This window comes from Myxococcus sp. AM009 (assembly GCF_013372605.1).
GTDB lineage: Bacteria > Myxococcota > Myxococcia > Myxococcales > Myxococcaceae > Myxococcus > Myxococcus vastator.
The window spans coordinates 1-13986 of sequence record NZ_JABXEP010000108.1; the positions used below are offsets into that span (position 1 = coordinate 1).

Below are 13986 nucleotides of genomic sequence, written 5' to 3' on the forward strand. Positions count from 1 at the left end.
CGCGCCCCACGCCTGCTGCAGCTCCCCTCGCTTCACCAGCCGGTGGAAGGACGTGTAGGCGTCCTGCGGGGTGCCGAAGCGCGGCCGGTTGCAGCCACCCAGGCCCAGCACCAGGACCAGCGCTACCAGCCAGGGCATCGTCGCGGAGAGACGCATGGGGACAGGGGTTTAGGTCAAAGCGTCGCCGGGGGAAAGCCCGAGGTTCGGACATGTCACGCGGCGTGCTGATGGACGCGATTGCGGCCTGCTCCCTTGGCCGCATAGAGGCAGGCGTCCGCAGCCCGCAGCAGCGCCTCCACGCTCGGGAGGTCGCCCGAGGGCACCGTCGCCACGCCCAATGACGCGGTCAGCCGCACGCACTGCGGCTTGCCACTCCCCCCCACATGCTCCAGCTCCAGGGCGGCGATGGCGTCGCGCATCCGCTCGCAGACCCGGAGCGCGTCCGCGGGGCCCGTCTCCGGGAGCAGGGCGATGAACTCCTCGCCGCCGTAGCGCGCCAGCAGGTCCACCTCCCGCAGCCGCGCCCGCGCCGTCTGGGCCACGGCCTTCAGTACGTGGTCCCCGAAGGGGTGCCCGAAGCTGTCGTTGATGCGCTTGAAGTGGTCGATGTCCAGCATCACCAGGGACAGGGGCGCCCCATAACGCCGAGAGCGGGCGAACTCGTCATTCAGCCGCTCCTCCAAGGCGCGCCGGTTCGACAGGCCGGTGAGGGCATCCGTGCGGGTGAGCGTCAGCAGCTCTTCGCGCCGCGCCGCCAACTCCTTGTTGGCGCGGTCCAGCTCCCGGTTCTTCTCCACCAGCGCGTCCTGCAGCGCCTTCAGCCGCAGCATGGACTTCACGCGGGCCGACAGCTCGAGCATGTCGAAGGGCTTCACGAGGTAGTCGTCCGCCCCCAGCTCCAGCCCCTCCACCTTCCCCGCGGCCTGCCGGGCCGTCATGAGAATCACGGGGATGAAGCCAAAGCCGTCCTCACCCGCGTTCGCCTTGACGATGCGGCACACCTCCACGCCGCCCAGCCCCGGCATCTCCACGTCCATGAGGATGAGGTCGGGGCGGGACTCCCGGATGGCGGACAGCGCCTGGGCACCGTCATGCGCCTCGGTGAAGACGTACCCGTGAGGGGCCAGGCCGTCGCGCACGTGCCGGACATGCACCGGGTCATCGTCCGCGATGAGCACCGTGCGGCCACTGAGTTCCCCTCCGAGCGGGGCACGGCGGGCGACCTCCAGCGTCCTCTTCCGTTCGCCATCCGCCATGAATGTCTCGCCCCCGGTGCGGTCATCCCGCGGTGCGGGGTTGCCCGCCATTCTCACGGCCCGTGCCTGGGATGCAAGCGGCTCGGCGAGCGCCCGTGGCGCCGACGTCAGGCAGGCTTCAATAGCCGCGCCCGGTACACGGGCTCGCCGCTGGCCAGGTAGCGGCGCTCACGCGTGGAGGGCACCTCCTCCGGGTCATAAGGATGGAAAACGCCTGAACCCAGGGGGTTCTTGAAACCAGCGGATTCCAGGATGGTGAGCATCGTCACGCCGCGGTCCTGGACATCGGTGCGCATGTCGAAGAGTCCGCCCGGTGCGAGCTTGCCGTACAGCAGCTCGGCGAACGCGGGCTGAATCACGGCGCGCTTGGCGTGGGAGCGCTTCCACCAGGGGTCGGGGAACTGGAGGTGGATGGCGGCGAGCGAGCCGGGCGCGAAGATGCGGGGCACGATGGAGCGGGCATCGGCTTCGATGACGCGCAGGTTGCGCAGGCCCGCCTTGTCGCCGCGGTCCTGGGTGTCGCGCGCGTACTTCTTGCGCCACTCGAAGGCGACGAAGCGCACCTCGGGGTGGCGGCGGCAGTACTCCAAGGCGTGGCCGCCGACGCCGGAGCCGATCTCCAGCTCGAGCGGTCCGCTGAAGCCGAACTCGGCGTCCCAGTCCGGCGGGGTCTCCAGCGTGACGAACTTGAGGCCGACGGGCTCGGGGAGCAGGCGAGGACGGGTCATGGGCGGGCGCCACCAACCATGGCGACGACGGGTTTGGCCAGGGAAAAACGCGAGGCCTGGAGTATACGGGAGCCCATGAAGGTCTTCCCTGCGGTGGCGGACGCGGGCCGAGCGCTGGCCGGACAGGCGCTCGCGCTGGGCAACTTCGACGGTGTGCACGTGGGCCATCAGGCCCTCTTCGCGGAGGCGCGTCGCCACGGGCGGGCCGCCGCCTTCACCTTCAATCCCCACCCGGGCAAGGTGCTCCAGCCGGAGCTGGCGCCGAAGCTCATCACCCTGCTGCCGCGCAAGCTGGAGCTGTTCGAGGCGTGCGGACTGGACGCGGCGGTGGTGCAGCCCTTCTCGCGCGAATACGCGCGCACGCCGCCCGCGGACTTCGAGGCCGCGCTCTTCGACGCGCTCGGCGTCGCGCACGTCGTGGTGGGCAGCGACTTCACCTACGGCGCGGCCCGGCGCGGCACCGTGGAGACGCTGCGCGAGGCGGCGGCTCGGCGCGGGGCGACGGTGCACGTGGTTCCGCCCGTCACGGTGGATGGCGTGGTGGCGTCGTCGTCACGCGTGCGCGAGTACATCCTGGAGGGGCGCGTGTCCGCGGCGCGGCGGCTGCTGGGGCGTCCCTTCGACCTGGACGGCACGGTGGTGACGGGCGCGGGGCGGGGACGGGGCATCGGCTTCCCCACGGCGAACGTGGACACGCAGAATGAGCTGCGCCCCGCACCGGGAGTCTACGCCATCCGCGTCCAACTGCCGGGCGAGTCAAAAGGCACCTGGCATGGCGGCGCGGCGAACATCGGTGTGAAGCCCACCTTTGGCGGCACGGAGGTGACGATCGAGGCGCACCTGCTCGACTTCACCGGCGACCTGTACGGCAAGGAGCTGCGCGTGCAGTTCCTTGAGCGCCTGCGCCCCGAGCAGCGGTTCGGCTCGGTGGTGGAGTTGACGGGGCAGATCAAGCGTGACGTGGAGGCCGCGCGCGCCGTGATTGCTCGCGCGGAGGGCTGAGCAATTTTCCCGTGTCCGTTCAATGGGTTGTGAGAGCAGGGGAGCAGGCGAGGGCGCCTTGACGCGCGCGCGCGGCTCCCCTCTAATTCGCAATCAGGAACCGTGCCATGGGGTGTGAGTCACCCGGGCACCGCTCCCGCGTCTTTGAGCTCGGAGGCGGGCCCCCGCCCGTTTCTTTCTTCTACAAGGAAGAGGCATCAACGAATGTCCGGTCGACTCGGTGAACTGCTGGTTCGCGAGAACCTCATCTCCGTGCAGCAGCTGCGCAAGGCCCAGGAAGAGCAGCAGAAGAACGGCACGCGCATCGGCACCGCGCTCGTCAAGACGGGCGCCATCGAGGAGTCGAAGCTGACCGACTTCCTCTCCAAGCAGTACGGCGTGCCGGCCATCAACCTGAAGGACTTCGACGTCGAGCCGGACATCATCAAGCTGGTGCCGAAGGAGGTGGCGGAGAAGCACCTGGTGGTGCCCGTCAACCGCGCGGGGCCGTCGCTCATCGTGGCCATGTGCGACCCGTCCAACATCTTCGCGGTGGACGACCTGAAGTTCCTCACCGGCTACAACATCGAGACGGTGGTCGCCTCGGAGGTCTCCATCCGCGAGGCCATCGAGCGCTACTACGCGGAGAAGGGCCCGTCGCTGGAGGACATCGTCGGCGACGTCGATGACGACATCGAGGTCACCAAGGAGGAGACGGAGAACATCGATGAGATGGCCAAGGCCGCGGACGACGCGCCCGTGGTCAAGCTGGTGAACCTCATCCTCATGGACGCCATCAAGAAGCGCGCGTCCGACATCCACGTCGAGCCGTACGAGAAGGACTTCCGCGTCCGCTTCCGCATCGACGGTGTGATGTACGAGGTGATGCGCCCGCCGATGAAGCTGCGCAACGCGATTACGTCGCGTTTGAAGATCATGGCCTCGCTGGACATCTCCGAGCGGCGCCTGCCGCAGGACGGCCGCATCAAGATCAAGATGGGCGGCGGCAAGGAGATGGACTTCCGCGTGAGCGTGTGTCCCACGCTCTTCGGCGAGAAGGTCGTGATGCGTCTGCTCGACAAGAGCAACCTCCAGTTGGACATGACGAAGCTGGGCTTCGACGCGCAGCCGCTGGCCTGGTTCAAGGAGGCCATCGACCGGCCCTACGGCATGGTGCTGGTGACGGGCCCGACGGGCTCGGGCAAGACGACGACGCTGTACTCGGCGCTCGCAAGCCTCAACGGCCTGGACACCAACATCTGCACCGCGGAGGACCCGGTCGAGTTCAACTTCGCCGGCATCAACCAGGTGCAGATGCATGACGACATCGGCCTGAACTTCGCCGCGGCGCTGCGCTCCTTCCTCCGCCAGGACCCGGACATCATCATGATTGGTGAGATCCGTGACTTCGAGACGGCGGAGATTGGCGTGAAGGCGGCGCTCACGGGCCACCTGGTGCTCTCCACGCTGCACACCAACGACGCCCCGGGCACGGTGAGCCGCCTGCTGAACATGGGCATCGAGCCGTTCCTCGTGACGGCGTCGCTCAACCTCATCCTCGCCCAGCGTCTGGCGCGTCGGCTGTGCCCGGCGTGCAAGAAGCCGGCGGAGAACGTGGACGAGCAGGCGCTCATCGACGCGGGTGTGCCGCCGGACAAGATTGGCACCTTCACGATGTACGAGAAGGTCGGCTGCCGCGACTGCAACGACCGTGGCTACCGGGGCCGCGTGGCCATCTACGAGGTCATGCCCTTCTGGGACGGCCTCAAGGAGCTGGTCATCAACGGCGCCTCCGCCGCGGAGCTGAAGCAGGAGGCCATCCGCCTGGGCATGAGCAGCCTGCGCATGAGCGGTCTTCGCAAGATGATGGACGGCGCCACCACGTTGGAAGAGGTGGTGGGAAACACCGCCCCGGACCGCTTCTAATCAACCTCCCCCACCGCACTCCCGCTGAAGGACATCCCCCCCGTGGCCAACCTGCACCAGCTCCTCAAGGCGATGGTCGAGAAGGGCGCTTCCGACCTCCACATCACCACCGGCTCTCCGCCGCAGCTTCGCGTCGACGGCGAGCTCGTCCCCTTGAAGACGGCGCCGCTGACTCCGGTGGAGACGAAGCAGCTCTGCTACTCCATCCTCACGGACGCCCAGAAGCACAAGTTCGAAGAGGACAACGAGCTGGACCTGTCCTTCGGCGTGAAGGGCTTGTCGCGCTTCCGCGCCAACATCTTCATGCAGCGTGGCGCGGTCGCCGCGGCGTTCCGGACCATTCCCTTCAAGATTCTGACGTTCCAGGAGCTGGGGCTGCCGCCGGTGGTGGCGGAGCTGGTGAAGAAGTCGCGCGGGCTCATCCTGGTGACGGGCCCCACGGGCTCGGGCAAGTCCACCACGCTGGCCTCGATGATCGACAAGATCAACACCGAGCGTCATGAGCACATCATGACCATCGAGGACCCCATCGAGTACCTGCACCCGCACAAGAACTGCCTCGTGAATCAGCGCGAGGTGGGGGCGGACACGCGGAACTTCAAGACGGCCCTCAAGTACATCCTCCGCCAGGACCCGGACGTGGTGCTCGTCGGTGAGCTCCGCGACCTGGAGACGATTGAGGCGGCGCTCACCATCGCGGAGACAGGCCACATCTGCTACGCGACGCTACACACCAATAGCGCGGTGCAGACCATCAACCGCGTGCTGGACGTGTTCCCGCCGTACCAGCAGCCGCAGGTCCGCGCGCAGATGTCCTTCGTGCTGGAGGGGGTCATGAGCCAGGCGCTGGTGTCAAAGGCGGGCGGCCCTGGCCGCATCCTGGCGCTGGAGGTGATGGTGCCCAACCCCGCGATCCGGAACCTCATCCGCGAGGACAAGGTCCACCAGATTTATTCGTCCATGCAGGTCGGCCAGGCGAAGTTCGGCATGCAGACCTTCAACCAGGCCCTGGCGGCGCTGCTGCTGCGGCGGCTCATCACCCAGGACGAGGCCTTTGGGCGTTCTACGGATCCTGATGAGCTGCGCAACATCCTGGCCACGGGCGGTGGGACGCTGCCCGGGATGCAGCGGCCAGGCGGGGGAGCGGGTGGTCGTTAGTTCCGGGATTCGGAGATCAGCGGTTAGAGTGGCGCGGCACCCGCGGAGGTCCAGCTCATGGCAGCCCCAGCAGTGAAGTCGGCATCAGCTCCCAAGAAGGTCACCGCCCAGTTCCTCTGGGAGGCGAAGACCAAGAGCGGGGAGTCCAAAAAGGGTGAGATGGAGGCGATGGACGTCGAGGCCGTCAACGCGCGCCTCAAGTCCCTGGGCCTCAACCCCGTCAAGGTGCGCAGGAAGGGCCTGCTGGATGGGGACATCTCCATCCCTGGCCTGGGCGGCGTCGAAGGCAAGGACATCCTCGTCTTCACCCGTCAGTTCGCCACGATGATCGACGCCGGCCTCCCGCTGGTGCAGTGCCTCGACATCCTCGCGAGCCAGATGGACAACCCTTCCTTCAAGAAGGTGCTGTTCGCCATCAAGGGCAAGGTGGAGCAGGGCAGCACCTTCGCGGACGCGCTGAAGGAGCACCCCAAGGTCTTCGACGAGCTCTACGTCCAGCTCTGCGCCGCGGGCGAGGTGGGCGGTATCCTCGACGCCATCCTCAACCGGCTCGCGGCGTACCGGGAGAAGAACGAGAAGCTCAAGTCCAAGGTGAAGAGCGCGATGACCTATCCGGTCATCGTCATCCTGGTGGCCATTGGCGTGACGGGCGTGCTGCTGATGAAGGTGACGCCCGTCTTCGAGAAGATGTTCGCGGACTTCGGCTCGGAGCTGCCAGGCCCCACGCAGATGATCGTGAACTTCTCGCACATCGCGCAGGATTACTTCTTCCATGCGGCTGCGTCGATTACCGCGGTGGTGATGGCCTTCACGTGGAGCTACCGGCAGCCGCGTGGCCGGAAGTTCTGGGACAAGGTGTTCCTCTTCATGCCCGTCTTCGGGCCTGTGCTCCGCAAGGTGGCCGTGGCCCGGTTCACCCGCACGCTGGGGACCATGATCTCCTCCGGCGTGCCCATCCTGGACGCGCTGGACGTCACCGCGAAGACGGCCGGCAATCGGACGGTGGAAGACGCCATCATCTACGTCCGCGGGAAGATCGCCGAGGGCAAGAACATCGCAGGGCCCCTGGCTGAGACGAAGGTGTTCCCGTCGATGGTGGTGCAGATGATTGGCGTCGGTGAGGCGACGGGCGCCATGGACACCATGCTCAACAAGATCGCCGACTTCTACGACGACGAGGTCGACGCGGCCATCAATAGCCTCACGGCGATGATTGAGCCGGTGCTGATGGTGTTCCTCGGCGGCGTGGTCGGTGGCTTCCTCATCGGCATGTACCTGCCCATCTTCTCGCTTGCCGGCGCCATCCAGTAGCGCTGTTGTCGTAGGCGGGCGCCTCTTGGCGGGGGGCGCCTTCAGGTCGCGGCTCGTATGGCTCGTGCTGTTCCGCACAGTGGCCGCGAGCCTGTCGCTCGTCATCACCCTCGCGCGACTGCTGTTGCAGCCCACTCAGGAACTGAGCCGGGCTGACACGCTGTCGCTCGCGGTCATCGTCATCGCGTATGTCTCGACGCTGGTGGTGGGGCTGCGGCTGCGGCGCGGGCGTGGCGGGCTGATTGATGCCTGGGTGCAGGTCGCTGGCGACGTGGTCATCGCCACCGGGCTGGTCTACCTGAGTGGCGGCGCGGACTCGCCCCTGACGTTCCTCTACAGCCTGTCGGTCATTGGCGCGGCCGTCGTGTTGGACCGGCGCGGTGCGCTTTGGGCTGCCGCGGCGTCCGCGCTGTGCTTCGCCGCGCTGGTCATGGGAGCACGGTTCTTCGGCAATGCGCCTGGGGGGCTGATGCCTCCGACCCGGGTGCTGTTCGTCCTGGGAAGCAACTCGCTTGCATTGGGGCTCATCGCTGTCCTCGCGGGCTACCTTTCGCGTCAGCTCTCCGCGACTGGTGGCGCTTTGTCCGCACGAGAAGCGGACCTCCACCGACTGGGGCGGCTTCAGCAGCAGATCCTCACCTCCATGCCTTCGGGGCTTGCGACGTGTGATGCGCAGCGCCGCATCACGTACGTCAACCCCGCGGGCTGCACCATCCTTCAAGTGGAGACTGCGAGCGTCGTCGGGACAGAGGTCGAAATGCTCCTGCCTGGAGTATCGGGCTTGGCTCCGCGGTCTCCTCGCAGTGAGCTGGTCGTGGGGCAGGGGACGAAGCGGCGCATTCTGGGACTGTCGGTGACGCCGCTGGATGGCGAGCCGGGGGCCTTGTTGATGGTCTTTCAGGATCTCACGCAGCTTCGCCGGATGGAAAATGACCTGAAGCGGGCGGACCGACTGGCGAGCCTGGGAGCGCTGTCCGCTCAACTGGCGCATGAATTGCGCAATCCACTGGCCTCCATGCGCGGCTCGGCACAGTTGCTGGCGCAGGATGCGCAGGACGGCGTCTCACAGAAGCTCACCAACATCCTGATGCGGGAGTCCGACCGGTTGGCGAGGCTCGTCGAGGACTTCCTGCGCTTCGCACGGCCTCCAATGCCCGTGTTGCAGGTGGTTCCCCTCGCGACGCTCGTGACGGAGACCGTGGACATGCTCCGCGTGGACCCGCTGGCACGTGAAGTCCGGGTGGAGGTCAGCGCGCCTGATCCGGTGGCGGTCGCGGTTGACCCGGATCAGCTCCGGCAGGTCCTCATCAACCTGCTACGAAACGGCTTCCAGGCAGCAGGTGCGCGCGGCCACGTAAAGGTCGCGCTGACGCGAGATGAGAATGAGGCAAGAATCCGCATCTGGGACTCGGGGGGGGGGATTTCGGAGGAGATGATGGGGCACTTGTTCGAGCCGTTCTTCACCACACGCGATAGCGGCACGGGGCTGGGGCTGTCCACCGCGCACTCCATCATCCGGGCCCATGGTGGCTCCATCCAGGTTCGATCGAATCGTGACGAGGGCACTGAGTTCATGGTGGGGTTGCCGCTGTGACGTCGGCTCCGGGAGGAGACCTGGGAGCGCGTGGCCACATCCTCGTGGTCGACGACGAGCTGTCCATGCGTGAGTACCTCGAGCTGTTGCTCCAGCGAGAGGGCTACACGGTGACGAGCGTCGCGGGCGTGAAGGGTGCGTGTGACGTGCTGGCCCAGGACGGGGTGGACCTGGTCATCTCCGATTTGAAGTTGGGCACTGGAAGTGGCTTGGATGTGCTGCGCGTCGCCCGGGCCCGTCCCGCATCTCCGGAAGTGGTGCTCATCACCGCCTACGGGACTCCTGCGGCAGCGGTGGAGGCGATGCGTGAAGGCGCCTACGACTACATCTGCAAGCCCTTCGACAACGAGGAGATGCGGTTGCTGGTCCAGAAGGCCCTGGAGAAGCGCTCGCTCCGGCAGGAGAACAGCGGCCTCAGGGCGCGCTTGTTTCCGGGGCTGGATGGGGTCGTGGGGCAGAGCGCTCGGATGCAAGCGGTCTGGGCCCTGGTGGAGAAGGTGGCTTCCGGGCGGAGCACCGTGCTGGTGATGGGCGAGAGCGGCACGGGCAAGGAACTGGTGGGGCGCGCCATCCACATGCGCGGCAGCCGGGCCGCGCGACCGTTCCTGCCCTTCAACTGCGCCGCGCTCAATGAAGGCACGCTGGAGAGCGAACTCTTCGGGCATGTGAAGGGGGCCTTCACGGGGGCGACCTCGGACCGCTCGGGGCTCCTCGTGGCGGCTGGTGACGGCACCGTCATGTTGGATGAAGTCGGGGAGATGCCGCTCGCCACTCAGGTGAAGCTGCTCCGGGTGCTCCAGGAGCGGAAGGTGAAGCCGGTGGGCAGCGCCGCGGAGATTCCGTTTCAGGCGCGCGTCATCGCAGCGACCAATCGGAGGCTCGAAGCCGAGGTAAAGGCCGGTCGCTTTCGTGAGGACCTCTTCTACCGGCTCAACGTGATTACCGTGGATCTGCCGCCTCTGCGTGAGCGCTCCGGCGACATTTCGCTGCTGGCCAACTTCTTCCTGTCGCGAATGGCGGAGGAACTGGGGCGCCCCGCCCTGCGCTTCGCTCCCGAGACACTCGCGTTGCTGGATCGCTACACGTTTCCGGGCAACGTCCGGCAGCTGCAGAACATCGTGGAACGGGCCGCGACCCTGTCCGATTCGGACCTCCTGAGCCCCGCGACGCTCCCTCCAGCCGTGCGGGGCGATTCAGACCCTGCCGTCCGGACCCTGGAAGGTGGCGAACCAGGGCTGGGCGCGGGCTTCAACTTGGAGCGACACCTCGATGAGAGCGAGCGTCGATATCTGATCGCGGCGATGAAGCAGGCCGGTGGGGTGAAGACCCGTGCCGCGGAACTCCTGGGGCTTTCGTTCCGGTCTTTCCGCTATCGGTTGGCCAAGCACGGGCTTACCGATGACATGGAGCCAGGGGGCATGGGGGATGCGTAGGCTGATCGACAGTTCTCGTCAGCGTCACTGCCGAATTTTGTCAGCTCTGGACCCCGCATCCTTGCGAGCGTACCCCCAAGCTTTGAAAATTTAGGGTGTTGGCGACCTGACGTCGGTTGGCATGCTCAGTGCTAATGCTCACGGCGGGCGAAGTGCCCCCCGTTGCAACCTTCCTTGAGGATCCCCCATGCGCGTCTCGCGATTCAACCCCCGCAACCGTGGCTTCACGCTCATCGAGCTCATGATCGTGGTCGCCATCATCGGCATCCTGGCGGCCATCGCCATCCCGAACTTCATCAAGTTCCAGGCCCGCTCGAAGCAGTCCGAGGCGAAGACGAACCTCAAGGCGCTGTACACGGCGCAGAAGTCGTTCTTCTCTGAGAAGGACCGCTACTCCAACTACGCCAACGAAATCGGCTTCGCGCCGGAGCGCGGCAACCGCTACGGGTACATCGTCAGCGAGCTTGGTGTGCCCGAACTGCGAACCGCAGCAATCGTTACAATCTCCGATACGGAGGGCATCGGCGCCATTTCCTATGACTCCTTCCGCTTCGGTGGAACCGCGGAGCGGCCGACCTTCGCGGCGGCCAACTTCGCTGCGGCAGCTGGCGGCTGGACTACCACGTGGGGTGTTCAGGAGGAGTGCCCGAACTGTAACTTCCTGGCTGGTGCCTCGGGCAACGCTGATAATGAGTTGGGTCTGGACAACTGGCTGATCGCAGGCTTTGAGGGCGAGGGCGAGCTGTCGGGGTGCTCCGAGGAGGGCACGGTGTCCTCCGGTACGCCGTACAATGATCGCAACGACGTGGCCTGCGACGAGTAGTTCTGGTCATGAGGAATGAGCGGTGGCGTAGCCACTGTTCTTTGGGCCGCCTTCCTGCCGGAAGGTGGCCCTTTGCCGTTCCGGAACTTCAAGGTGCTCATGCGGATTGTTGCGCTGTGCTTCGCTGTGTGCTCCATCGCGTTGATGGCGGAGAAACCGGCCAAGCCCCTTCGCACGAAGGATGGTCCGGTTCTCCCCCGAAGGGAGCTGCTCGAAATCGTCGGGGCGGCCCAGAAGCCGCTGCTCACGGACTTTTATTGGCTCCAGGCCATCCAGCAGGTTGGCCGCGCCAACACAGACACCGAATACAGGGATGTATACTTTTACTCGGATATGGCGACGGACTTGGATTCCAAGTTCAGATACGTCTACGAGTGGGGGGCCATCAACACGCCCTTCAACATGGGGCGGGAGCAGTGGGTGAACACGGACCTGTCATCCCGGTTGCTCACCAAGGGAATTGACGAGTTCCCGGATGACCGTCGTCTCCTGTTCCAACTGGCTTACAACAAGATGACCTACGATCGGGATTGGACGGCGGCTGCCGACCTGCTCATGCGGTTGTCGAAACTCCCCAATACCCCACGATATCTGCCGCAACTTGCAACCCGCCTCTATGCGCAGGCTGGCAACTTCGACACGGGCCTGCAAATGGCGGAGATGCTGCATGACAGTGCGGAGGACGAAGAGTCGCGGGCGTTCTACTCGCACCGCATCAAGGAGCTTTTGCTAGAGCGGGTGCTGACTCAGATTGACGATGCCGTCGAGGCCTACCAGCGGGAGCACGGGGAGCGGCCCAAGACCGTTCCTGCCTTGGTCGACGCGGGCTATTTGAAAAGCATGCCCGTGGACCCATTGGAGGGGCAGCTCTTTATCGACAGGCGGGGACGCGCACGCTCCACTTCGGGACTCTACAGGTTGGAGATGTACGACCAAGCCAAGAAGAATGAGTTGAAAGAAGATCTCGCAGCGGGTGGCATTCAGCTCGACGCGTTGGAGGAGGCTCCGTGACGACCTCGACCACACCTGATTCGAGTCCTCCCGTATCCATCCGAGGGTTGTCCAAGACATATCGGGTGGGCTTCTTCCTCAACAAGCAGGTGAAGGCGCTTCAGGGGCTGGATATGGAGATCGCGCCTGGGCAGGTCTACGGCTTGCTAGGGCCGAACGGCGCGGGCAAATCGACCACGATCAAGATTCTCATGGGCTTGGTTCGGGCTTCCGAGGGCCAAGCACTGCTCTTTGGCGAGTCTCCCGACCGGCCACATGTCCGGCGGCAGGTGGGTTTCCTTCCTGAGAACCCCTCACTCTACGAATACCTCACCGGGCGGGAGTTCGTGACGCTTGCTGGTCGCATCTTCGGTCTGAGTGGCCATGAACTCGACCAGCGCGTGGAGCGGGTGCTCGGCGAGGTGGGGATGGGCCGAGCCTCCGACCTGCAGATTCGCCGCTACTCCAAGGGCATGGTGCAGCGCACCGCGTTGGCCCAGGCGCTCATCAGCGGGCCGCGCCTGCTCGTGCTGGATGAGCCCACCTCCGGCTTGGATCCCCTGGGCCGCAGGCAGATGCGCGACCTGATCCTGGCTGAGCGGGAGAAGGGGACGACCATCCTCTTCTGTACCCACATCATCTCCGACGTCGAGTCCCTCTGTGACCGCGTGGTGGTGCTGGTCGGCGGGCGGCGCGTTCAGGAAGGGAGCGTGCAGGAGCTGGTGTCCGCTAAGGCGCCCTCCGTGGAGATGGTCGTGCACGGGCTCCCTTTGGAACAGCTCCAGTCGCTGGGGTTCACGTACGAACAGGCGCAGCAGTTGGATAGCAGGGTCCTGCTGCGCATTCCGGACGCCGACTCGCACGGCCTGCTCCAGGCCGTGCTCAACAAGGGTGGGCGCGTGAGCCGAATACAGCCCGCGCGCTTCTCGCTGGAGGACCTCTTCCTGGACGCAATGAAGCAGGCGGGTGGGCAGACGGTGGGAGGGGAGATCCAGTGATGGGTGCCTTCGCCGCCATGGCGTGGAACGGGTTCCGCGAGGCGCGTCGCAACCGGGTGACGGTGCTTGTGGCTGCCTTCGCGCTCTTGCTGCTCTTCGCCACCACGCTCATCACCGAGGTCACCGTCAGCACCTTCGACAGGGTGGTGACCGACTTCGGACTCGGGGTGATGAGCCTGCTGCTCGTCTTCCTCTCCATCTACCTGTCGTCCGGCCTCATCAGCCGTGAAATCGAGCGGCGGACCATCTTCTTGATGGTGTCCAAGCCGATGTCCCGGAGCCGGTTCCTGCTGGCACGGCTCGCGGGCAACATGCTCACCCTGGGAGTGTTGCTGGTGGCCATGACGCTGCTGTTCTGGGTGGAGCTTGTCTTGCACCGCTCGCCCATCACCCAGCCGCAGATGGCCGCCTTGTGGGGGCTCTACCTGGAGCTGTTCGTCCTCACCAGCGCGGGGTTCTTGATGTCCACGTTCTCCAGCCAGCTCGTCTCCGCCCTGGTGACGACGGGGCTCTACTTCGCGGGCCACCTCTGCTCGGACATCTACAACCTCGGCGTGAAATCCAAGGTTGAGTTCGTCCAGTGGGTCAGCAAGGCCACCTATTACGCGCTGCCCAACCTGGAGCGGTTCAACTTCCGGCCACGCGCCACGTATGCCATCGATGTGACGGCCGTTGAGCTGGGGACCGCCACGCTCTATGCATTGGGCTGGGGGGCGTTCTTCTGCGTGCTGGCTTCAATCGTGTTCGAGCGGCGCGACTTCCGCTGAGGCTCGGGTAGGATGCGTCCT

Annotated in this window: 12 protein-coding genes; 10 read left to right on the forward strand and 2 right to left on the reverse strand. The window is 65.7% G+C overall.

Annotated features, from left to right (window positions below):
* Nucleotides 1-212: 212 nt before the first annotated feature.
* Nucleotides 213-1256, reverse strand: a complete 1044-nt coding sequence (locus HV824_RS24080; protein ID WP_176424328.1) for a diguanylate cyclase — start codon at nt 1254-1256, stop codon at nt 213-215.
* Between the two features lie 107 nt (nt 1257-1363).
* Nucleotides 1364-1984, reverse strand: a complete 621-nt coding sequence (locus HV824_RS24085; protein ID WP_176424329.1) for a tRNA (guanosine(46)-N(7))-methyltransferase TrmB — start codon at nt 1982-1984, stop codon at nt 1364-1366.
* A gap of 75 nt (nt 1985-2059) precedes the next feature.
* Here HV824_RS24085 and HV824_RS24090 point away from each other — a divergent pair, with 75 nt between their 5' ends.
* The 10 genes from HV824_RS24090 (at nt 2060) to HV824_RS24135 (ending at nt 13965) form a co-directional block, all read left to right on the forward strand.
* Nucleotides 2060-2986, forward strand: coding sequence for a bifunctional riboflavin kinase/FAD synthetase (locus HV824_RS24090; protein ID WP_176419888.1), 927 nt, complete (start codon nt 2060-2062; stop codon nt 2984-2986).
* Nucleotides 2987-3190: 204 nt separating this feature from the next.
* Complete coding sequence (gene pilB / locus HV824_RS24095) at nt 3191-4891, forward strand: type IV-A pilus assembly ATPase PilB (protein ID WP_176419889.1); 1701 nt, start codon at nt 3191-3193, stop codon at nt 4889-4891.
* 42 nt (nt 4892-4933) lie between these two features.
* Nucleotides 4934-6049, forward strand: coding sequence for a type IV pilus twitching motility protein PilT (locus tag HV824_RS24100; RefSeq protein WP_163784639.1), 1116 nt, complete (start codon nt 4934-4936; stop codon nt 6047-6049).
* A 57-nt stretch (nt 6050-6106) separates the two neighbouring features.
* Entirely contained in the window at nt 6107-7360 is a 1254-nt protein-coding gene (locus HV824_RS24105; RefSeq protein ID WP_176424330.1) for a type II secretion system F family protein, read from the forward strand.
* A gap of 25 nt (nt 7361-7385) precedes the next feature.
* Nucleotides 7386-8954: a nitrogen regulation protein NR(II) gene (locus HV824_RS24110; protein WP_176424331.1), complete on the forward strand. Its 1569-nt coding sequence runs from the start codon at nt 7386-7388 to the stop codon at nt 8952-8954.
* On the forward strand, nt 8951-10387 hold the full coding sequence (locus tag HV824_RS24115) for a sigma-54 dependent transcriptional regulator (protein WP_176424332.1): 1437 nt from the start codon (nt 8951-8953) through the stop codon (nt 10385-10387). Before HV824_RS24110 ends, HV824_RS24115 begins: the two co-directional genes overlap by 4 nt.
* A gap of 187 nt (nt 10388-10574) precedes the next feature.
* Nucleotides 10575-11210 carry a prepilin-type N-terminal cleavage/methylation domain-containing protein gene (locus HV824_RS24120; RefSeq protein ID WP_176424333.1) on the forward strand — a complete coding sequence of 212 codons (636 nt, stop codon included), beginning with the start codon at nt 10575-10577 and terminating at the stop codon, nt 11208-11210.
* 15 nt (nt 11211-11225) lie between these two features.
* Nucleotides 11226-12221, forward strand: a complete 996-nt coding sequence (locus HV824_RS24125; protein ID WP_176424334.1) for an ABC transporter — start codon at nt 11226-11228, stop codon at nt 12219-12221.
* Entirely contained in the window at nt 12218-13198 is a 981-nt protein-coding gene (locus tag HV824_RS24130; protein WP_368738099.1) for an ABC transporter ATP-binding protein, read from the forward strand. Before HV824_RS24125 ends, HV824_RS24130 begins: the two co-directional genes overlap by 4 nt.
* Nucleotides 13198-13965: an ABC transporter permease gene (locus HV824_RS24135; protein WP_176424335.1), complete on the forward strand. Its 768-nt coding sequence runs from the start codon at nt 13198-13200 to the stop codon at nt 13963-13965. Before HV824_RS24130 ends, HV824_RS24135 begins: the two co-directional genes overlap by 1 nt.
* Nucleotides 13966-13986 lie beyond the last annotated feature (21 nt).

Coding starts and splice junctions, on each gene's coding strand:
- HV824_RS24080 (WP_176424328.1), bottom strand. CDS start 1,256: ATGGCGGATGGCGAACGGAAGAGGACGCTGGAGGTCGCCCGCCGTGCC.
- HV824_RS24085 (WP_176424329.1), bottom strand. CDS start 1,984: ATGACCCGTCCTCGCCTGCTCCCCGAGCCCGTCGGCCTCAAGTTCGTC.
- HV824_RS24090 (WP_176419888.1), top strand. CDS start 2,060: ATGAAGGTCTTCCCTGCGGTGGCGGACGCGGGCCGAGCGCTGGCCGGA.
- pilB (WP_176419889.1), top strand. CDS start 3,191: ATGTCCGGTCGACTCGGTGAACTGCTGGTTCGCGAGAACCTCATCTCC.
- HV824_RS24105 (WP_176424330.1), top strand. CDS start 6,107: ATGGCAGCCCCAGCAGTGAAGTCGGCATCAGCTCCCAAGAAGGTCACC.
- HV824_RS24120 (WP_176424333.1), top strand. CDS start 10,575: ATGCGCGTCTCGCGATTCAACCCCCGCAACCGTGGCTTCACGCTCATC.
- HV824_RS24125 (WP_176424334.1), top strand. CDS start 11,226: ATGAGCGGTGGCGTAGCCACTGTTCTTTGGGCCGCCTTCCTGCCGGAA.
- HV824_RS24135 (WP_176424335.1), top strand. CDS start 13,198: ATGGGTGCCTTCGCCGCCATGGCGTGGAACGGGTTCCGCGAGGCGCGT.